The organism is Cohnella sp. SGD-V74, assembly GCF_003001675.1.
Classification (GTDB): Bacteria; Bacillota; Bacilli; order Paenibacillales; family Paenibacillaceae; genus Cohnella.
The window spans coordinates 93799-113514 of the sequence record NZ_PVYW01000004.1 but is presented as its reverse complement, the minus strand read 5'-3'; the positions used below and the strand labels follow the sequence as shown (position 1 = coordinate 113514).

Here is a 19716-nt window from a genome sequence, read left to right as displayed (position 1 = left end):
TTGCGCTTACTTTTTATTCTCCGCTTTCCACTCGGCATACTGCTTGTTGATTTCTTGAAGTACCCTGTCAATTCCTGCTGCTTTCAGCTTATCCTTGAATTTGGGCAGGTTCTCGTCCGGGTTGACCGAACCGGTCTCCAGCGTCGGTCGGAATTCGTTCTCCACGTTCTTGATCGCCGCGATCTCAGTTTTGAGTTCGGAGCTGTCGAAGTTGAAGCCCAGGTTGGGCACGGCTTCGGATTCGCTGTTGAATACTTTGAATTGCTCCCAGATGTCGTCCGGCTCTCCCGGCACGAGGTACGTCAAGTACTGGTTCCCGTAAGCCCAGGTCGTTCCGGGATTATAACCGGATTTCGCGCCGTTATCCGTACCCGGAGGAAACTCGATCCGCTTGTCGTCCTTCTTCATATAGTGCTTGCCCTCAATGCCGCGGCCAACCAGATTGATCAGTTCTTCGTCGTGGTACATCATGTTGTAGAACATCAGGACGCGGTCCGGATCTTTGGAGGTGGTCGGGATACCCATCATCGAGCCGACCAGATCGTTGGTCGTCGTGATCGGCTTGCCGAAATGGTGGTAGATGAACGGCACCCCATACTGGTTCGAAACCTGGACATCCACATAAGGCTTCAGCTGTGCAAAGGCGAAGGCGCTCTTGGGATAGTCGTCTTTGGTAATCTTCATGACCGCCGAGTCCTTCCGAAGATAGCCGGCCTGGAAATAACGGTGGAGCGTCTGCAGCGAAGCGACGTACTCCGGCTCGTCCGCCACCAACGTGTATTCGCTTCCATCTTTCTTCAGCACGATCGATTGCACCGGGGATACGTTCCAGAGATGACGGTTAACGACATACGGAATCCTTCCGCCTCCCGAAGCCAGGATCGGCGTGATCGTCGGTTCGTTCTCCTTCAGGATTCGAAGAGCCGGTTCCATGTCCTCCAGACTGTTGATGCTCTTGATGTCGATGTTGTATTTCTCCATCAGGGCTTGATTCGCGATGAAGCCCAGCCAAGCGCCCTTCTCCTTATACGCGGCCAATGTATAGATCTTACCCTTGATCGTGCTGGCTTGCAGGAATCCTTCCGACAGAAGCGCCTTGGCCTCGGGAGCCAGCTCGTCGAGCTTATCGGTCAGATCGACCAGTCCGCCTTTGGCGATCAAGTTGCTGTAGTTCATGTTCCCGTTGGAGGTGAACATGAGGTCCACCTTTTCGCCCGTAGCGAGCAGCGCCGTCATCTTGGAATCGTAATCGCCGAACGGGATGATGTGCATCTTCACCGTCGCATTGATGCGAGGCTGTACGATTTTGTTGATTTCCGCCTCGACCAGCTCATTGTCTGGCTGCGGCGACGTGCCGATGATGTACCAGTCGATGACGTACGGATCCAGCTTCTGAGCCTCTGTGCCGGTTGGCTCCGTCGTCGTGCCGGGCGTTGAGCCGGTCCCCGACGTCTCCTTGCCCGCCGTGCTGCAGCCGGCCAGAGCCAACGACAATCCCATAATCGTCGTCATGCCCAGCGCAGCCCATTTTTTGACCATTCCCATTTGCGATAACCTCCTGAAATTTTCTATATACTAACCAGTATAACTGGGGTTAGCCTTTAACAGCGCCTACCGTCAACCCTTGCACGAAGTATTTTTGGAAGAACGGATAAGCGAGCACGATCGGTCCGATCCCGACGACCGCAAGCGCCATCCGGAACGTTAAGGCAGGGGGCGACAGCTGCATAATCGAGCCGTAATTCTGGCCGCTGGCGTTGGACAAGTAATCCGCGAAGCTCAGCGCTTTGTACATCAAATACTGCATGTTGAGCAGCTTATCGTTCGTGATCAGCATGAGCGGCAGCCACCAATCGTTCCAGAACACGATCGCGCTGAACAATCCGATTGTCGCGAGCCCTGGGAGAGACAACGGCAGGACGATCGTCAAGAACGTACGGAATTCGCCTGCGCCGTCGATCTTGGCCGATTCGAGCACCGGATCCGGGATCGTCGTCTGGAAATACGTTTTCATGATCATCACATACCATCCGTTGAACAGATGGGGAACGATTAGCGCCCATATGTTGTTCTTGAGATGCAGCACTTGCGTCGTTACCAGATACCAGGGCACGAGTCCGCCGTTAAACAGCAGCGTGAATACGACAAGGAATAGAAAGAGCTTCCGATAGGAGAAGTCCTTCCTCGTCAGCGGGTAGGCGAAGGTCGAGATGACCGCCAGGCTGAGTACCGTTCCCACCACGGTAGTAAAGATCGTGACCGCATAGGCGTTCAAAATCGTGCGCCCCTCCTGCCACAGGTAGCGGTAAGCGTCCAGCGACAGCTTCTCGGGCAGGAACCGGTATCCGTTCGCGGCTATGGTCTGTTCGTCTGAGAAGGAAACGGCGATTACCAGCAGAAGCGGCACGACGCACGATAAGCCGATGACGATGAAGATCGCGTGAATGGCGGTATTCGCCGTCTGCGATATGGCATTGCCTCTGTATGAGACTTTCATGGGGTTCCTCCTAGAAGATCGCTTTCTCCGAATCGATTCTCTTGACAATCCAGTTGGACAACACTACGAGTATGAATCCGACAAAGGCCTGAAAGGTGCTGGCCGCCGAGGACATCCCGATATCGCCGCTGTTGATCAGCGCACGGTAGACGAACGTATCGATGACATTCGTGACATCGAAGATCGCGCCCGAATTCATCGGCACTTGATAGAACAAACCGAAGTCGGCGAAAAACATGCGCCCGATGCCAAGAAGCACCAACAGCGTAATGACCGTCGACAGGGAGGGGATCGTAATATGCCGGATCTGCTGCCATTTGCTCGCCCCGTCCAGCGCCGCCGCTTCATAGTAATCGTTGTCGATCCCGATAATCGCCGCGAGATAAATAATGCAGTTGTAACCCGCGTACTTCCATACATTGGCGAACACGAGAATATAGGGCCAGTAGACGCTTCTGTTGTACCAATCGACTCCCTCGTGGCCCAGCGGTTCGAACACCAGTTGGTTCAAAATCCCCTTGTCTGCGCTGAGGAAGCCGAAAAACAAATAGCTCACCGCGATCCAGGAGAGGAAATACGGCAGTAAAATCGTGGTCTGATAAATCTTCGCCATCCGCCTGTTTCGAAGCTCATTGAACGCCACGGCCAGGAAGACGGAAATCGCCGTCCCCAGAAAAATGAACACCAGATTGTAGAGGATCGTGTTGCGCGTAATAATGAAAGCATCCGGCGTATTCAGAAAAAACTCGAAGTTATCGAAACCGATCCAAGGGCTGTTCGCGAAGTTCCGAAAGAAGCTGCCGCCCGATAAGCTGTAATTCTTAAAGGCGATCAGGATCCCGCCGATCGGCAAATAATGAAGGGCCAACAGCAGCAGCAGGCCCGGAAGCGTCATCACCAATAGTGCGCCGTTCTTGTATAATCGCGCTAACCTCGTCAAAGTCCCCACCTCCTTATTGTCTGAGCGCGCAGCTCCGAATGGACTCAACTTACCATCGCCCGGCGAACGTCGTAAATCGCAAATTCGCTCACAAATGCGCACTTTTCCGAAGCTTTCCCTTCGCACTTTTTGCACCGCTTCGAACTAATCCGACTATCAGAGCAAAAAAAAGAACAGCCCGAACGGTTCGGCTGTTCTTAACGCGTATATGTCTATGGATCGATCCCCTACCTCACTCTAAACGTCTTATGCGCATACTTGCGAACGGCTGCGATCGCAACCGCAAAATAAACGATGACAATCGCTATGACGACGCTCGTGAAGACGGCCGGCGGAATCGGGAAGAAGACCGCGAACCCGCAGACAGCCGACACGGCCATAGCCACGACGAAGTAGAGTGGATTTTTCATGTTCAAATCCGTGGAATACGGTTGAAAAATATAATAGAGAAACAGGTGATGGAGAGTAAAGAAGACGGCAATCGCAGCAATACTGAGCCACAACAGCACGGCATCCCATTGCAGAATATTCCCGCCCGCAGCGAAGGTCGCCAACGTCAGCGCGCCTCCTAGCGCTGCTGCAATCCACAAATTCTGGCCGATCATTTTGCGCAGCCGGATCAAGAAATGCTCGTAGGCCGCGCTTCGATAGAAGCTGTATCGGGTCAAGCTGATATCGCAATGGTAGAACATCGCCTTGCATGTCGTTTCGCCTACCGTCAGGAAACTCAACGCGATGGGCAAGAAGGCGAACAGCATCTTCAGCTCCAACTGCAGGAACTCCGGCTGTATACGCCCCATGACGAACATCGCGATCGATCCGACGATTCCGGCAGCAGCAATAATTGCGAGTCGCTTGCGGAACGGACGGCTGACCAAGCTGCGGTGCCTTGTGAAGAAAATCTCGTTCAGATAGGCATAGCCCTCTTTGCTGTTAACGGGCTCCTGCCGCAAGGCTTCCTCGGAGTAATCGCTCTCCTTGGCTTGAACACTCGTCTTTTGGGCATCTGCAACCATACCTCTAACGTTCAAGTAAGGATCGTCCCGCTTGGTTGCGGCCTCTACAGCTTCGCGGAAATGACGATATCTTGCAAGCTGAACGGCGGCCCACGCTCCCAGCGCAGCGATCAACAGCTGCACTCCCCAATGCATAAGAACCGGCTCGACTGTCGGGAACTTCTCCAGGAAGAGCGGCAAATACGCAGCGATATAGCCTGCACCGATGACGAGCCATACGACGGCCAACTGCTTGACCAGCACGATCCCCGTCTTCTCGAACAGCTTGAGATGAACATATTCGCACAGCACTCTCCACGCCGCCACGGAAACCGCCAGCATTACCGCCTGCAGCACCGTACCTTCCAGAAGCAGCACGAATACGAGCAGAGCCGGGATATAACCGACCAGAAATACGATGTAGCGGTAGGACAAGGCGGCATGCATATACAGCTGAGGCGACATTCGCATCAGCCTCACTGCTACATACTTCTCCCGCTTAGGTTCCAGCACGTTGGCGCTGCTGACTCCTGCGACTAGGAAGCTGATGACTGCAAATATATGTATGAACAGCTGGAGCGGCTCATCGGCGTGCGACATTTCGTTCGCAGCCGTCACCGGCAAATAGACAAGAACATAGAGGTAGAGCAGCTTGGACACAGGGCTCCAGAGCAGCAGTACGGCAAAAACGAGGGCGGAGACCGAGCGCTTCAGATCCGTTTTCGCATAAACCGTGCTCTTGATCGCCTTGCCGACCAGCGGCAGCTTCTGGAGGTAATAGAAAAACAAATTGATCGCCGAAGACGTCCGAATCGCCAACAGCGTACTAAGAATCCTCAGCATGGCTCTCATCCTTCAGCAGCTCGACGATGCTCTGCTCGAACTCCGGACTGCGCAACAGCTCGGGGGAAACCGACGACAACCGGCCGCGGTTCAAAATGACCAGTTCATCGCAAAGGTCGGATGCCAGCTGCAAAATATGGGTCGAGAAAATGAGGATATGGTTATGCTTCATCTCGCGGAGCAGCTTCTTCATCTCCAGCGCCACAATGACGTCGAAGGAAGTAAGCGGTTCGTCCAGAAGAATGACCGGCGGCTTCGTGATCAGGAAGAGCAGCATCTGCAGCTTGTTCTTCATGCCGTGGGAATACCCTTTAATGAGACGATGCCGCTCTTCCTCCGCCATGCTCATCATGTCGAAATATTGGTCGATCGTTCGGTCGATCGGCACGTTCTGGCGGCGGTTAATATCGATGAAGAACTTCACGAATTCATAGCCTGTCAGAAACTCCGGCAGAATCGGCAGCGAGTAGACGTAACCCACGTCCTGTTCGCGCAGCTCGCGCTTCTCGCCGTCCGTCTCCAATAAGGCTTGTCCGCCGTCCACCTTCAGCTCGCCGCTTAAGCAATTGAACAGCGTCGTTTTGCCCGCTCCGTTCCGTCCCAGCAGCCCGTAGATTTTCCCCTTCTCGAATCGATGCTCCACATCCTGAAGCACCTGCTTCTCATTGAAGCGCTTCGCGATCTTGTCCAGCACGAGTTGCAATGGAATCACTCCTTTTAGTGCTAATACGGTTGGGCGGTCTGTTGGTTTCCGGCTTTTGCTAGGCTCTTCTCTTCTTCCCTTTCAGAAAAGAAAAAAACACCCAATGATGGGTGTCAGACTGCCGAGAAAACCTGAACTCCGACCCCATGGGTCAGTGTTTCTATGTGGTCCGTTAGGAAGTTATCCCCTGCCCTACGGATTAATAAATTGCATCGCCTTCAGCATCCGCTTCAACTGGACGGCTCCTTGCGCGCGGGACGCATATTCCCGGGGACCGAGCTTCGTTTCGGTCACACCGAGGATGATGGAGGCTCCGGTCAGCCGACCGACCGCATCGTCCGCCCATGGCGCGATGTCCGCTTCGTCGGCGAACGTTCTCGTCGTCGCCCCGTTCGCATCCGGCGCATATCCGGCGTACTCCATCGCCCTGACGATCATGACCGCCATTTGTTCGCGGGTAATGGGAGCTTCCGGCCGGAACGTCCCGTCCTCAAAACCGTCAATGAGCTGATCTCGATGAGCGGCCCGGACGGCTCCCGCATACCATGCTCCCGGCGCCACGTCCCGGAAAGGCGTCGAACCGTCCGGTTCGTCGTCCAGACCGAGAGCGCGCACGAGCATGGCGGCAAATTCGGCGCGGCTAATAAGATCGTCCGGCACAAATCGGTCTTGCGTTCTTCCTTCGACAAGCAGCTTGTTCTTCATCAGGACGATATCCTTTTGCGCCCAATGCCCGTTCAAATCCGCAAACGAATGATCCGATCGGATGATCGAATAAGCGCCGCTATAAGGCGAACGAATCGTCGCCAGGGGTGACCCGTCGTTCGAGAAAACAGCCGGCGCGAACCGCATCCGCCCGTTTGCGTCGATGCGTACGGCAGCCGATTGATCCGGATTGGCCGGTTCGGGCAGAGCGGCCGTCAGAGTCGCGTACGTTCGGCCCCAATCGATGCTGCTGCCGTCGTTGGCCTGAAGAGAAAAGACGACCGGATGAGGGAGCAGCGGCTCTCCCCCCGCTGTCGCGATCGCTCCGTTCCCGGCGTCGCCGACGGAACCCGCGGCCGCCGCTATCCCGAAGGTAACGGTCGCTTCCTTCGGAACGCCTTGCAGGACGTGGATCGGAATGCGCAAGCCGTTTCCGTTAACGCTCCATTCCAACAGGGCGTCGGGACGAACCTCCAGCGCGTGCAGCAGCGAAGCGGCCGGAAGGTCCATCTTGACCGAATCTCCGATGTCTTGCGCTTCGATCCGAATGCTGTTCGGCTTAGTTGTCCATGCTTCGGACAATTGCTCCGCCGTCGGGAAAATTCGGGTGATGCGTTGTCCGCCGGACGTTTCGTACGATGCTCCCACCCGCTTGACCACTCCGTTGATTTTGACGCTCACCTGGCGGATGGACGCAGGCTCGCCGCCCGAGGTTCCCGAGTTCCCCGTATTTCCGGAGCCGCCAGAGCCGCTACGAGCCGTGACCGTCACCGTGCGCGTCGCTTCCGCGGCGGCATTGTCGGAGGGATCCTTCACATTGTATCGCAGCGTATATTCGCCCGCCTGGCTTGTATCTACCGTCCCTGTCACGACAATGAGGCTGGAGATGTCGCCGTAATAGTCATCGGTCGCTTGCGCTCCGGGGTCGGCAAACGCAGTGCCAGCCTGCACGCTCATCACGGGATCGCCGAGCAGCGCGAGAACAGGAGGCTGCGTATCTTGCACATAGACCGCGCGCGTCACGGTCGCAGCCGCATTGCCTGCAGCATCGGAAACGTTATAGGAGAGCGTATAAGTGCCAAGGGTCGTCGAATCCACCGTTCCGGTCACGATGATCAAAGCGGAAAGGTCGCCGTCCTGCACATCCTGCGCCGTTGCGCCTGGATCGACAAACGGGCCGTTCGCTTCCACCGTCATCGGACTTGCGCCATTCAAATAAATCGCCGGCGCGTCCCCGTCGTACACGTACACGGCGCGAGTTACCGTAGCGGTATTGCCTGCACGGTCCTCGACCGCATATTGGACCGGATAATTTCCGAGGCGCGCCGTGTCCACGGCGCCCGAAATCGTGATGGACGAGGCCGGAATCGCGCCGTCGATTGCATCGGCCGCCACCGCCCCCGGTTCCGTATACGTCCCGCCTTGCGGGATGTTCATCGGATTGCTGCCGATGAGCGTAAGCTCCGGCGCTGTGTTGTCCAGCACGAACGCGTTCGATACTACGTCGGCGACATTCCCGGCCAGATCCCGCGCGCGGATATGCAAGTACCAGTTGCCGTCTCCGCTTGTCTGCCTCAACGTGTCTCCGCTGGCAAAAGTCGTCCAGCCGTCTGCGGGAACAGCCGTACTTTGCGTCCAGGCGTATTGCAGCGAGGCCGCATCGACGCCGCTTTCCGCATCCGTCACGGTAACGGTGCTTTCCGCCGTTTGCGAAGGCGTCGCATGACCGTTCGCGGCGAACTGAACGTCGGGAGGCGCTCCGTCTCCATGCACGGTGATCGTATACGTCCGAGGCGGCTTCAAATACGGTTCAACCCGAACAGGGATAACCATCGTTGCTCCCGAGACGTTTACGGTCGCCGTGCTGCCGCTGGCTAGCGGCTTGTTGTCGACATACAGCTCGGCGTATGTCGGATCTGCCAGCGTTGCCGTAATATGCACGCTCAATACCGACGGGCCATCGAGGGTATACTCGGTGGTCAAAGAGGAAAACACGGGGTCTATATCGCCCTCCTGTACCGTCAGGCCGCTCAGACGGTCATTGCCCGGCACGTTCGTTTGACCGTAATAATCACTATCTCCCGGGCCGGCTCCCCAAGCGACGACGGTGCCGTCCGACTTCAGTGCCAGCGAAAGAGTCCCTCCCGCCGAGATCGCCACCACCCCGGTAAGCTCGGCCGGCACGGCCGATTGATGATTAAAATTGTCACCCCAGGCGACGACTGTCCCGTCCGCTTTCAGAGCCAGCGAATGAAGTCCTCCCGCCGAGATCGCCACCACCCCGGTAAGCCCGGCTGGCACGTACGATTGACCATGAAAATCACCACCCCAGGCGACGACGGTCCCGTCCGCTTTCAGCGCCAGCGAATGAGTCGATCCCGCCGCGATTGCCACCACCCCGGAGAGTCCGGCCGGCACGTCCGTCTGGCCATGGGTATTACTTCCCCAGGCTTCGACGGTGCCGTCGGCTTTCAACGCCAGCGAATGAAACCCTCCCGCCGCGATCGCCACCACCCCGGAGAGTCCAGACGGCACGTCCGTTTGATCATAATAGTCACTTCCCCAAGCGAGAACGGTGCCATTCGCTGTCAGCGCCAGCGAATGTTGCGTTCCCCCCGAGACAGCCTTCGCGCCGGAGAGCCCGGGCACGTCCGCTTGACCGTCACGGTTATCTCCCCAGGCAACAACGGTGCCGTTCGCTGTCAGCGCCAGCGAATGATACGCTCCCGCTGCAATTGCCGTCACCCCGGTAAGCCCCGCCGGCACGGTCAATTCACCAAGGTCCGGGTCGCCGTCTCCCCAGACATCTCCCGCGCTGCCTCCCCAGGCTTCGACGGTGCCGTCCGACTTCAACGCCAGCGAGTGAATCGATCCCGCCGCGACGGCGCCACCCTTGACCGGCTTGGCAAGCCCGGCCGGCACGTCCGTTTGACCAACGCTATTACCTCCCCATGTGACAACGGTGCCATCCGCTTTCAGCGCCAGCGAATGTTCCGCTCCCGCCGCGATCGCCATCACCCCGGAGAGTCCGGCCGGCACGTCCGTTTGACCATAATTATCATCACCCGAGGCGTTTCCCCAGGCGACGACGGTCCCGTCCGCTTTCAACGCGAGCGAATGATGCGCCCCCGCCGCGATCGACACGACCCCGGTTAGCCCGGCTGGCACGGTCGTTTGACCATCGCTATTATCTCCCCAGGCGACGACGGTCCCGTCCGCTTTCAGCGCCAACGAATGATTCCAACCCGCCGCGATCGCCACGCCCCCGGTAAGCCCGGCCGGCACGTTCGATTGCCCCGAAAAATTACGTCCCCAGGCGGCGACAGTGCCGTCTGATTTCAGCGCCAGCGAATTACTCCATCCCGCCGCGATCGCCACGACCCCGGTTAGCCCGGCCGGCACGTCCGATTCACCATAAAAATTATTTCCCCAAGCGACAACGGTTCCGTCCGTTTTCAGCGCCAACGAATGATACCATCCCGCCGAGATCGCCGCCACCCCGGAGAGTCCGGTCGGTACGTTCATTTGACCATGGGTATCCATTCCCCAGGCGACAACGGTGCCGTCCTCCTTCAGCGCCAGCGAATGATACCATCCCGCCGAGATCGACTCGACCCCGGTTAGCCCGGTCGGCACGTTCAATTGACCAAGACTACCATTATACCCCCAGGAGGCAACGGTGCCGTCGCCCTTCAGCGCCAACGAATGATAGGTTCCCGCGGAGATTTTCACGATTCCGCTTCCCACTCCCGTTTGCGCCGCATTGGCCTTCCCGGAACCGTAAGGAACCGCCGCAACAAGCAGCAACACGATAGACAAAACAAGAGACATGACTCTTCGCCTTTTCATGAATAACACAGAACTTGTCTCCTCCCCAACTACGGATTTATAATTTAATAAACACCTTGTGGATTATTATGATGTGGGGCAAGCAGGGCTTCAATGTGCAAAAGTGGCAAATGTGTCGGTTAACGAACACATCTGACCAAGGTGTCTGGAAAAATTTTCAGGAGAATCGGGGGTTTGGGATGATCGGGAACACGGCTGATCTGCGGGTGGTCCGCAGCAAACTGGCGATTCGGGATGCGCTGGTGGAATTGATCGAAGAGAAGGGGTTCGAAGCGGTTACAGTCAAAGACATTACGACGCGGGCCAGAATCAACCGGGGCACTTTCTACGCCCATTATCAGGACAAATACGACCTGATGACCAAGTGCGAAGAAGAGATCATGATCGGGATGTCGAACATTGCGAAGAAAATTTTTCCATCGTTGAAAACGGAACTGCAGCAGTCACCGTCCCGATTGGCAATTTATCCGTTCGTTGCAGCCCTCTTCGCGTTCATGAACGAGCATAGCCGATTCATGAACGCGGCATTGGGACCAAAGGGAGACATGTCCTTTCAGCTCAAGCTCAAGGCATTCATGCAAGAGACGATGCTGGGGAAAAGCACGGACGTGCTGATCAATGAAGAAGAATGCCTCGTTCCGGCAAAGTATTTTGCTACGTACGTGGGATCGGCGCACATCGGCGTGATTCAACAATGGCTGGAGAGCGGCAGGCAAGAGTCACCCGAGGAAATGGCGCGAACCCTCACAACCATTCTGGTGCAAGGTCCGTTGTATGCCGCCGGCTTGAGGAAGCAGCCCGAGTCCTGAACGCCCGGGATGACAAGCTGCCCGCACTGCGAAACGAAGCCGCAGCGTCATTGACGCGTGGAGCAAGGCGTACGCCTGCGGTGAGCGAATGACCACGCCCTGCTCCTCGGCCGTCCGCGACGGCTCGAACCGTCTCCGCCCTTGGCGCCGTTGCGCGCCGGTCGTCTAAACGAACGAACGCCGGCGTCCACAGGGAGGGAGACGCCGGGGCCGGGCACGATCGTGTACGCGCATTACAACATCGTATCGCAGGGCAGCGGCCATATCGAATTTGTCTCGCAGATTGTGACCCGCAGCAACGTCGTCAAAGCAAAACGTATGACGCTGCAGCTGTCGGAGCCTACTGCGATCTCCCCGGAACAAGACCTTCGGCGACCAGTTCCTGCGCAATATCCGCGGCAACGTTTGAATGCTCGGGAACAAATCATGCTCCTTCAATCCGTAATGCAGCAGTTGAGTGCAGGTCGCAATAATCCAGCAACAGCACGTTGTCCTGTTCGGCTTGAATCTGCAAAGCCGTCTTATCCGCCGCCGTAGTTCTCACTTCAGAAGAAGACTCCGGCGGCGATGCACCTATCTCGCTTGTGTCCGCGGAGGTATCCGAAACTCTCAACAAGAGGAACCGGAAGTAGGCGTAACTTGAAGATATTAGGATGGGCGACATTAGATTAAGCCTCCGAAGAACATTGCAATGGGCACGCGAAGGCTTCAGGAGATGTATGATGGGGAAATGGTTCGTCTTGCAGGGGGCACACAACCATCCTATAACGAAAAATCAGTAACCCCCTTCTTATGAGCATATTTCAAAGTATAAGTTTCATCTTCTTTTCCATGAGGCATCGTGGCAATTTGGATACGGGTATAATCAAGCCTGCTCTCCCTTAAGACTCTTTTCACCAAGGCTATACTCCGTTCTTCTTCGGTAATGACGCAAAATATATTGAGAGCACATTTATTCGGGTCGGAGATGCATTTGCCCATATCAAAGCCATCCACATAACCTAAGTTAGCATCTGCCAGGGAGATCTCTAAGTATTCCATGACTTTATCTCTTAACCAGTTGTCACGTTGGCTGCCTTTTGCGCTTTTCAGAGGATACTGTACCGCCAACCAATATTTCTCGGTCATTCAGATTCACCAGCCAATTTACAGGTAATATACTCAATACAACGCTTTTTGCTCATATCTTATTCTTCAAAGGATTCATATTGAACGAACTTAATTGATTCGAGCGCAGCCGGCGAATAATCCCATATCATCCATTATAACAAAGAAACTTTGTACAAAGCTTTCTCATGAATCCACTAAAGGAAACAGAATGTCCATTAACCATCTGGATCGATCAAAATTTATTACGCAAAGTACATTGCATTACAAAGTAAAGAATGGTATTGTATAACAAAGTATTTAGACCACAGTATTTTTTCAAACAAGTACTTTGTTATGAAAAGTAATAATGGCGAGGTGTTAAAACGTTGAATACTGAGATGATGAAAGGAATGGTCGACTTATTGATCTTATCCGTGTTAGAAGGGGCGGACAACTACGGCTACGAAATTTCACGGTCGATTAAGCTTAAATCCCGCAAACAATTCGATATCCCCGAGCCCACCCTATACTTGTCCTTGAAGCGCTTGGAAAGCAGAAGGATTCTACATTCCTATTGGGGGACGGAAAGTAATGGAGGCCGAAGAAAGTATTACTCGCTAACGGAAGAGGGGAAGGCTCAACTCGACACGTTAAGAAAAGAATGGATCGAAATCAGAAATTTGATTGATCGGTTTATTTAAGGAGGCGCTTATGAAAGCATATCGAGATACCCTGTTTAACCTGCGACAACTGAACTATAAACGGTTAATCATCCCTTCCATGCTGTTGTTTGCCGTGATGGTTTACATCGACAGATCCTCAGTGAATGAAAATCTGATCGTTCTCCAAGCCGGCTATTGGACTTCCTTCGGTCTGGCTACCCTCTGGGGGATTATGAACTATATTTCTCATATCCAATACAACGTGACCACTGCCATCCGGCATGGAGATATTGAAGAGTATGTGGACAAGATGAATCTTTCCGCGGAAGAGTCGCAAGAGTTTAAATCCTATTTGACGGACTATGCCGCCGACTTGGTCGTTCAGCATAACCTGTCTGACAAGGATGCGCAGATCCGCGCAATGAATGAATTCAACATTAAAGAAATCCATCAGTTAGTGAAAGATAAGAACTTGTTCACCTTCGGGAAACACACCTACTTGCTTGGTTATGCGGTCATTTTCACTATGCTGATCCTGGTGCTTTCAGTCATTAGCAGCTATGTCGGCTGGTCAACCGCAATGGTCAGCATCATTTGCATGTTGATCATTTACACGTTAGGATTTATCGGAATGTTCATTCTGTATAAATTTCCGGATGCTATTTTCAGGAAGAAATTGTACGGGGATGAGGAGTAGCGTGATGGAAGAAATCATATTGGAAATCTTGAACGACTATGGGTACGTTGGCATTTTCTTTTTAATCATGATTGAAAATCTGTTTCCGCCCATTCCATCCGAAGTGATCTTAACCTTCGGAGGGTTTGTAACGACGCACTCCAATTTATCCCTCATTGGCGTCATCTTATCTGCAACGCTGGGTTCGGTAGTCGGTGCGATCATTTTGTATAGTTTAGGTAGAGTCATGAACGCAAACAGAATTGAAGCATTCGTTACCAAATGGGAGAGGTACTTGAGAATCTCCCCTAAGGATATCCAACGAGCTGCCGCATGGTTTAGCAAAAACGAAAAATGGACGGTTTTCTATTGCCGGTTTATTCCTCTCATTCGAAGCTTAATCTCATTGCCTGCAGGTATGACCCGCATGAATTTTACCCCCTTCTTGTTGCTGACTACACTCGGCTCCCTGATTTGGAATGCTGCCTTAATCCTGGTCGGGGCTTATGTCGGAGAATCTTGGACGTCGATTGTTAAGTTTATGGATGTGTATTCGAACATCGCTTACGTCGGACTAGTCTTGTTATTCCTTGCGTTTCTTTATTGGTACTTTAGTAAATACAGGAGAAGAGAGCAGAAAATCTAATGCCCCTCTAACGAAGCCAAATGACGATCTAAGCGGTAAAATCAGATGCCGTGACTCGTCCGCTTCGCTCCCTACGCGGAGGGACGCCCCAACTGTCCTCCTTCGGATCGATGTCTATCCCTCCCTCTCACCGCCATAAAAACTCTGGGCTCATGCGGTCGGAGTTTTTATGGCGGAGGCGAACCGCGTTGGGATGAGCCGATTCATCTTTCTCCCACTAACTTAAATTGGCCGGAAGTGGTGTTGCCGATTTCGTAATTCTTAATCGTGACGTAAACGTTGTTATCGGTGTTAAGATTATTCGCCAGCTCCTTAATTGTGGAAATCTCCGAAATTCGTTTGTCGTACTTCGAGATTTTAGCGCTTAGCCCCTCGATTTTCTTCGCTTGTTCCTCGATTAGCGCCGCTTGTGCGTCATTCGCTTCCGCAAGGTCGCTGCTTTTTACGAACAAATAAGCGGCGGCTCCGCCAGAGGCGCCCGCCAAGATCAGCGCGACGATAACCAGTATTCGAATGGCGAGCGTTTTTGGGCTCCGGATTATTGGCAGGCTGAACAACCGCCGCCCCAAATTCTTCGTTCACCATTAAGACCTCCAACCTCGTATTTAGGTACAAAGACCATTAATTCGACATGTTCCGCCCAAGTCCTTCCAACCCGTTTCGCAGAATGATTTCTTACCTGCAATTTCTATACAACCCAAAAACCCAGCCCTCCTGCGGACCGGGTTTTCAGTGTGCTTCCCCTATACTACAAGTAACCCCGCTCTCTCATGTAAGCAGAAACTGCTGTTCCATCTACTTCATGAAGAGAGCAGTTGTTTTGGAACGCATGGGCTGCAGCATAACCGATAGCCTCACCCATTGGTACGGAATTTCCTGTAACGCGATAAGAGGCATGGGCCCAGAAATCTCCGCTTACGCATCTTCCAGCCATACCAAGGTTACTAATCTCGCCTGATACCAAGCTGCGATACGGAATTTGATAGGGTTTGGGTTCAATTCCGCCATCGAAGTATCCGATCTCGGCATCGCGTGAAAGAGAGTGCACATCTACTTGAAAACTGACTTCGCAGATTCCGTCCGGGAAAGTTCGACCCGTAATGAGATCCTCGGCAACAAGTCTGTACAAACCTTTAATTCTTCTTCCTTCGCGAATGCCAATATGAGATGAAGTCGATACCAGATGTACATTTTCCCAACCCGGGACTTTTTTTAGCTTTTTAACGGATTCGAACAACTCTTTTCTTCCATTTAGCGTCGCTTTGGAAATATCCTCCGTTGAGTCGCAACGCACAGCATATTCATGATTCATCATGAAAAACGAGAAGTTTGGATTGGGCAACTTGAAAATGCAGGGCGATTGGTAGCTTGGATTAACATCGGCAGATTGTAAAAAGCTTCTTAGCTCCTGATGCTTTTCCGGAATACTTGTATTCTCTTGAGACTGAGGAGCTCCGTAAAGGATAGCTAGCATAGAAGCCGGCTGAGTTTGTCCCGTCTTGGGATGACCTGTCTCGAAGCTGCATCCTGCTCTAAATGCCAGATCTCCATTGCCAGTGGCATCAATAAAGGAATGCGCGGTAAACGCATGGCGGCCGCTATGACTCTCTGTAATGACAGCTTGGATAGCCCCGTTCTCCACAACGGCATCGACGATGCGAGTGTGCAGATGAATGTCTACTCCCGCTTCCGCGCACATTTGCTCAAGCACAATCTTCATAACCTCTGCGTCATGTGTAAATTCTTCCTTGTAATTCGTATGCAGGTAGCCGCCTTCCGCTTTCAGACGGTCTAGCAACTCTTTAAATACCCCTTCCTTACCATTGCCATCCAGAATGATCGATAGATTACCGGAAGTCCAAATCCCGCCCAGGCAGCCAGCTAATTCTATAAGTAACGTTTTAGCGCCGTTTCTTCCAGCTGCAACCGCAGCTGCAAACCCGGCAGGCCCTCCTCCGCATACAATCGTGTCGTAATAGCCGGCTATCGTTAATTCTCTTGATGGTTCCACTACCTTAACCTGCAAGGTCACTTCCATATCCTCCTTAGCCCTTCACACCAGAGCTCATAATTCCTTCGACAATCCACTTCTGGCAAATGAGATAAATCGTAATCATCGGAACTAAGGCGCAAAGCGCCGCTGTTGCTACTAAACTATAATGAGTTCCGAACTCATCCGTATAGTTAGTTATTCCAAGCGGAATCGTATAGAGCGATTTATCATGCAGGAAAATTAACGGACTTTCAAACTCATTCCAATGCCATATAAAATTCAAAATAATAACGGTAACAACAGCCGGCTTTACTAATGGCGTTAATACCCTCGAGTAGGTATAGAAGTGTCCCGCTCCGTCCAGCTTCGCCGCCTCGATATAATCGTTCGGTACAGTTTGATAAAATTGTCTCATCAAAAATGTACTGACTACGTTTGTAATACCCGGCAAAATAATGGCCCAATGCGTATTCACAAGATCTAACGTATCGAACAAAATATACCTCGGGATCAGCAACACTTGATTGGGCACCATAAGCGTAGCCAAATACAGGAGGAATAAGGCTTCTTTCCCCTTAAACTGAAGCTTGGCGAAAGCATACCCCGCCATCGAGCTCGTCATTAACGTGCCTATAACGGTAATAAACGTTAGCTTAATCGAGTTCCAATAGTACGTATAGAAAGGGTACTTCCCAGCCCATACCTCGATATAATTCGCTAGAGTTGGCCGCTTTGGAACCCACTCCATCGGATAGACGAACACATCTGCCGCAATTTTGAATGAAGTGGACAGCATCCACGCAAATGGAATGATCATAATTAAGCTTAACAGAAGCATAACGAATGTAAGCATGCCTTTAGCCGTACGTACTCTCCATACTCTTGCTTGTACTCTCTCCATATGCATCTCCGCCTAAAAATCGTTCGCCCATTTTTTTTGCTGTCTCCATTGAAAGAACGTTACAATGAATAACATCAAGAATAAGAACCAAGACATTGCTGATGAATATCCGAACTTATGGAAGTTGAATGCCGTAATGTAGATGTAATAAGCCAGCATCGAAGTGCTGCCTGCAGGTCCGCCCTGCGTAAGCATAAATATGGTTCCGAATACTTGGAATGTTGTAATGATCAATGTGACCATAATGAAAAAGGTAGTTGGACGAAGCATAGGAACCGTAATATATAACAGTTTCTTCATTGAATTTGCCCCGTCCACTTCCGCTGCTTCGTATAAGTCTCTTGGAATCCCTTGTAAGCCTGCCAAATATAAAATCATGGTATACCCGATTAATCCCCATACACCGATGATGATAACAGCAGGCAGAGCCCAAGTCGTTGAGGCTATCCATCCTGGAGGATTAACCAGGCCTAAATCCCGCAGGAAGGAATTAATAAGCCCCTCCGATGGTCGATATAGCAAGCCCCACACGACTGCGACAATAACCGCGCTTGAAACATAAGGCATGAAAATCATCATGCGAATCAGGTTTTTCCAATACACCTTGCTATTAAGAATAAGCGCAATCGGGAGTGCGAAAAGCATAATTAACGGTACGGTAATCGCCACATAGATGAAGTTGTTTCTCAAGGACTTCAAAAACCAGGGATCTTCAAACATGGCAAAATAGTTATCCAAGCCGATCCATTTTAAAGCTTTGAATCCTCCAAGAAAGTTCCACTCTGTAAAGCTTAGAAAAGCTGAAAACAAAATCGGAATAAAGGTTAGACAAATTAAACCAAGCATGTTAGGAAGGATAAACAAATACCCCGTTAGTTGTTCTTTATTTTTGTTGTACCAGGGAAGCATGGTTTGCAACCTCCTACATCAACACCCTACTTGCGCTCGCCGATTAATTTGTCCGCTCTCTCTTTCAAGCTTGCCAATGTATCGTCAATGCTCTTATCGTTCAATATAAGCTGTTCCGTTTCTTCTTTAATGAGCTTATCAAGCTCGGATCTCGCAGTATTATTTTTAGGGAAGGAGAAGTTATAATTCCCCGAGTAGAATGCTTTCATAGAATCTATATCAAACAAATGCGCATTCTCTCCAACTGTCTGCTCAACGATTTTCGTTACATCATAATCCTTCCAGCTGGGTACGCGGCCAAAGTCTACCATTGGAGAGTAGCCTTCTGTAGAGTACCATTTGATAAATTCCCAAGCCGCATCTTTGTTTTGGGAGTTTTTACTGATGGATAGAAAATCCTGCATGCCAAATCCGTTATATGATTTTGTATCTTTATTTAATGTAGGAATCGGTAAAACCGCCGTTACGAAATCATGCGGGTAATTCTCAAGATCTTTGACGCTGCGAATATGGAACGAACCAAAAATCATTGCCGCTTTTTCGTTAACAAATTCTTGTGCTAATGACGGTTTCGCCGTTACCACGTCACCGTAAGGATATACGGATCCGTCAACATTTTGCATACGTTGATGCAAGGCGTAGATCTCTTTCCAATAGGATTGATCGAAAGAAGAAGAACCGTCGGCATTATAATAATAATCTGCGCCGACTTCGCTCATCGCCATATACTGCTCAAAGCTGATCGTTGTTGTCGCATAGTCAAACATAAAGCCATAACGCTTATTAGCGCCTTCGCCCGTTGTTAACTTTTTAGAAAGATCGGCCAGATCCCCCCAAGTCCAATCTGCGGATGGTAACGGCTCACCGATTTCATCCAGCATGGTTTTATTGATAAGAATTCCGTCGATCGCTTTTTGCGCAGGGATGTAATAAATATGATCGTCGATGACTTCAATGTTGTCTGAACCAAAGTTTTTATCCAAATCAAAACTATCTCCGTTGATATACGCATCAAGCGGTTCCACTACACCTGCATCAATGCGTTTGTTACGAAGCGTTGGGGTGTAGCCAATAAAAATGTCCACGTCTTTACCGGAATACAAAGCCGTATCGAGCTTCGTATTACCAGCGTCATCATTCACAAAGCGTACATATTCGACCTGAATGTTAGGGTTCTGAGCGTTCCAATTTTCCACTACTTGTTTAGGTCCATTTTCCTCGGGCGTTCCGCCCCAAATTTTCAATCGAACGACTTCCCCATTATTATTCTTGTTCGTGGTTGCGTTGCCGGAATCGTTACCGTTGCTTCCAGAGCAAGCCGTTGTAAGCATAGCCATAACTAATACGGAGAGTAATACAAGTCCCAGACGTTTTTTCACTATGAGATAACCCCCCTGTTTTGTGATGTCTTCAGTGTAATTAGTTAGGGCTCTACAATGAATGCAGTATTCTTCGTACATTAAGGACAATTATTTGGCTTGTAAAATGGATTTATCCGG

General features: G+C 51.7%; 17 protein-coding genes. 5 read left to right on the top strand and 12 right to left on the bottom strand.

All coding sequences use genetic code 11. The features are described 5' to 3' along the window. Positions 1-6: 6 nt before the first annotated feature. The 6 genes from B0G52_RS07790 to B0G52_RS07765 all read right to left on the bottom strand — a co-directional run bounded on the left by B0G52_RS07790 (position 7) and on the right by B0G52_RS07765 (position 10532). Positions 7-1545 (bottom strand): ABC transporter substrate-binding protein, encoded by a 1539-nt coding sequence (locus B0G52_RS07790; RefSeq protein ID WP_094042972.1) that lies wholly within the window; start codon positions 1543-1545, stop codon positions 7-9. A 49-nt stretch (positions 1546-1594) separates the two neighbouring features. Next, positions 1595-2497: a carbohydrate ABC transporter permease gene (locus tag B0G52_RS07785; RefSeq protein ID WP_094042971.1), complete on the bottom strand. Its 903-nt coding sequence runs from the start codon at positions 2495-2497 to the stop codon at positions 1595-1597. A 10-nt stretch (positions 2498-2507) separates the two neighbouring features. Beyond that, entirely contained in the window at positions 2508-3392 is an 885-nt protein-coding gene (locus tag B0G52_RS07780) for an ABC transporter permease (protein WP_094043302.1), read from the bottom strand. A gap of 272 nt (positions 3393-3664) precedes the next feature. Continuing rightward, positions 3665-5275, bottom strand: a complete 1611-nt coding sequence (locus B0G52_RS07775) for a hypothetical protein (RefSeq protein ID WP_094042970.1) — start codon at positions 5273-5275, stop codon at positions 3665-3667. Continuing rightward, on the bottom strand, positions 5259-5969 hold the full coding sequence (locus B0G52_RS07770) for an ABC transporter ATP-binding protein (protein ID WP_233162506.1): 711 nt from the start codon (positions 5967-5969) through the stop codon (positions 5259-5261). Before B0G52_RS07770 ends, B0G52_RS07775 begins: the two co-directional genes overlap by 17 nt. Positions 5970-6170: 201 nt before the next feature. After that, positions 6171-10532 (bottom strand): RCC1 domain-containing protein, encoded by a 4362-nt coding sequence (locus B0G52_RS07765; RefSeq protein WP_233162504.1) that lies wholly within the window; start codon positions 10530-10532, stop codon positions 6171-6173. Between the two features lie 179 nt (positions 10533-10711). Between B0G52_RS07765 and B0G52_RS07760 the strand changes: the two genes are divergently transcribed. Both B0G52_RS07760 and B0G52_RS35235 read left to right on the top strand, forming a co-directional pair. Beyond that, complete coding sequence (locus B0G52_RS07760) at positions 10712-11341, top strand: TetR/AcrR family transcriptional regulator (protein WP_094042967.1); 630 nt, start codon at positions 10712-10714, stop codon at positions 11339-11341. A gap of 222 nt (positions 11342-11563) precedes the next feature. Beyond that, positions 11564-11878 carry a hypothetical protein gene (locus B0G52_RS35235; RefSeq protein ID WP_143762537.1) on the top strand — a complete coding sequence of 105 codons (315 nt, stop codon included), beginning with the start codon at positions 11564-11566 and terminating at the stop codon, positions 11876-11878. A gap of 225 nt (positions 11879-12103) precedes the next feature. Here the strand turns inward: B0G52_RS35235 and B0G52_RS07750 are convergent, their stop codons facing one another. Next, the gene (locus B0G52_RS07750) at positions 12104-12469 is read right to left on the bottom strand and encodes a hypothetical protein (RefSeq protein ID WP_094042965.1); all 366 of its coding nucleotides are present in this window, start codon (positions 12467-12469) and stop codon (positions 12104-12106) included. A 359-nt stretch (positions 12470-12828) separates the two neighbouring features. Here B0G52_RS07750 and B0G52_RS07745 point away from each other — a divergent pair, with 359 nt between their 5' ends. The 3 genes from B0G52_RS07745 to B0G52_RS07735 are packed head-to-tail and all read left to right on the top strand — an operon-like array spanning position 12829 to position 14414. Further along, positions 12829-13131 carry a PadR family transcriptional regulator gene (locus B0G52_RS07745; protein WP_198960612.1) on the top strand — a complete coding sequence of 101 codons (303 nt, stop codon included), beginning with the start codon at positions 12829-12831 and terminating at the stop codon, positions 13129-13131. 10 nt (positions 13132-13141) lie between these two features. Next, the gene (locus tag B0G52_RS07740) at positions 13142-13789 is read left to right on the top strand and encodes a hypothetical protein (protein ID WP_094042963.1); all 648 of its coding nucleotides are present in this window, start codon (positions 13142-13144) and stop codon (positions 13787-13789) included. A 4-nt stretch (positions 13790-13793) separates the two neighbouring features. Beyond that, complete coding sequence (locus B0G52_RS07735; protein WP_094043300.1) at positions 13794-14414, top strand: DedA family protein; 621 nt, start codon at positions 13794-13796, stop codon at positions 14412-14414. 203 nt (positions 14415-14617) lie between these two features. Here B0G52_RS07735 and B0G52_RS07730 read toward each other — a convergent pair whose 3' ends face one another. The 5 genes from B0G52_RS07730 to B0G52_RS07710 form a co-directional block, all read right to left on the bottom strand. After that, positions 14618-14983 carry a dihydrodipicolinate synthase family protein gene (locus B0G52_RS07730; protein WP_143762536.1) on the bottom strand — a complete coding sequence of 122 codons (366 nt, stop codon included), beginning with the start codon at positions 14981-14983 and terminating at the stop codon, positions 14618-14620. Positions 14984-15162: 179 nt separating this feature from the next. After that, positions 15163-16452 (bottom strand): FAD-dependent oxidoreductase, encoded by a 1290-nt coding sequence (locus B0G52_RS07725; RefSeq protein WP_094042961.1) that lies wholly within the window; start codon positions 16450-16452, stop codon positions 15163-15165. A 7-nt stretch (positions 16453-16459) separates the two neighbouring features. Further along, positions 16460-17308: a carbohydrate ABC transporter permease gene (locus B0G52_RS07720; protein WP_233162467.1), complete on the bottom strand. Its 849-nt coding sequence runs from the start codon at positions 17306-17308 to the stop codon at positions 16460-16462. A gap of 12 nt (positions 17309-17320) precedes the next feature. Then, a complete protein-coding gene (locus B0G52_RS07715) occupies positions 17321-18217 on the bottom strand; it encodes a carbohydrate ABC transporter permease (RefSeq protein WP_094042960.1) in 897 nt (298 codons plus the stop codon). A gap of 26 nt (positions 18218-18243) precedes the next feature. Beyond that, positions 18244-19596, bottom strand: coding sequence for an ABC transporter substrate-binding protein (locus B0G52_RS07710; RefSeq protein WP_158223620.1), 1353 nt, complete (start codon positions 19594-19596; stop codon positions 18244-18246). Positions 19597-19716: the final 120 nt, after the last annotated feature.

Excerpts from the sequence above, each read along its gene's own strand:
- B0G52_RS07790 (WP_094042972.1), bottom strand. The coding sequence starts at position 1,545 with ATGGGAATGGTCAAAAAATGGGCTGCGCTGGGCATGACGACGATTATG.
- B0G52_RS07785 (WP_094042971.1), bottom strand. The coding sequence starts at position 2,497 with ATGAAAGTCTCATACAGAGGCAATGCCATATCGCAGACGGCGAATACC.
- B0G52_RS07780 (WP_094043302.1), bottom strand. The coding sequence starts at position 3,392 with ATGACGCTTCCGGGCCTGCTGCTGCTGTTGGCCCTTCATTATTTGCCG.
- B0G52_RS07775 (WP_094042970.1), bottom strand. The coding sequence starts at position 5,275 with ATGCTGAGGATTCTTAGTACGCTGTTGGCGATTCGGACGTCTTCGGCG.
- B0G52_RS07765 (WP_233162504.1), bottom strand. The coding sequence starts at position 10,532 with ATGAAAAGGCGAAGAGTCATGTCTCTTGTTTTGTCTATCGTGTTGCTG.
- B0G52_RS07760 (WP_094042967.1), top strand. The coding sequence starts at position 10,712 with ATGATCGGGAACACGGCTGATCTGCGGGTGGTCCGCAGCAAACTGGCG.
- B0G52_RS07750 (WP_094042965.1), bottom strand. The coding sequence starts at position 12,469 with ATGACCGAGAAATATTGGTTGGCGGTACAGTATCCTCTGAAAAGCGCA.
- B0G52_RS07745 (WP_198960612.1), top strand. The coding sequence starts at position 12,829 with ATGATGAAAGGAATGGTCGACTTATTGATCTTATCCGTGTTAGAAGGG.
- B0G52_RS07740 (WP_094042963.1), top strand. The coding sequence starts at position 13,142 with ATGAAAGCATATCGAGATACCCTGTTTAACCTGCGACAACTGAACTAT.
- B0G52_RS07735 (WP_094043300.1), top strand. The coding sequence starts at position 13,794 with ATGGAAGAAATCATATTGGAAATCTTGAACGACTATGGGTACGTTGGC.
- B0G52_RS07725 (WP_094042961.1), bottom strand. The coding sequence starts at position 16,452 with ATGGAAGTGACCTTGCAGGTTAAGGTAGTGGAACCATCAAGAGAATTA.
- B0G52_RS07720 (WP_233162467.1), bottom strand. The coding sequence starts at position 17,308 with ATGGAGAGAGTACAAGCAAGAGTATGGAGAGTACGTACGGCTAAAGGC.
- B0G52_RS07715 (WP_094042960.1), bottom strand. The coding sequence starts at position 18,217 with ATGCTTCCCTGGTACAACAAAAATAAAGAACAACTAACGGGGTATTTG.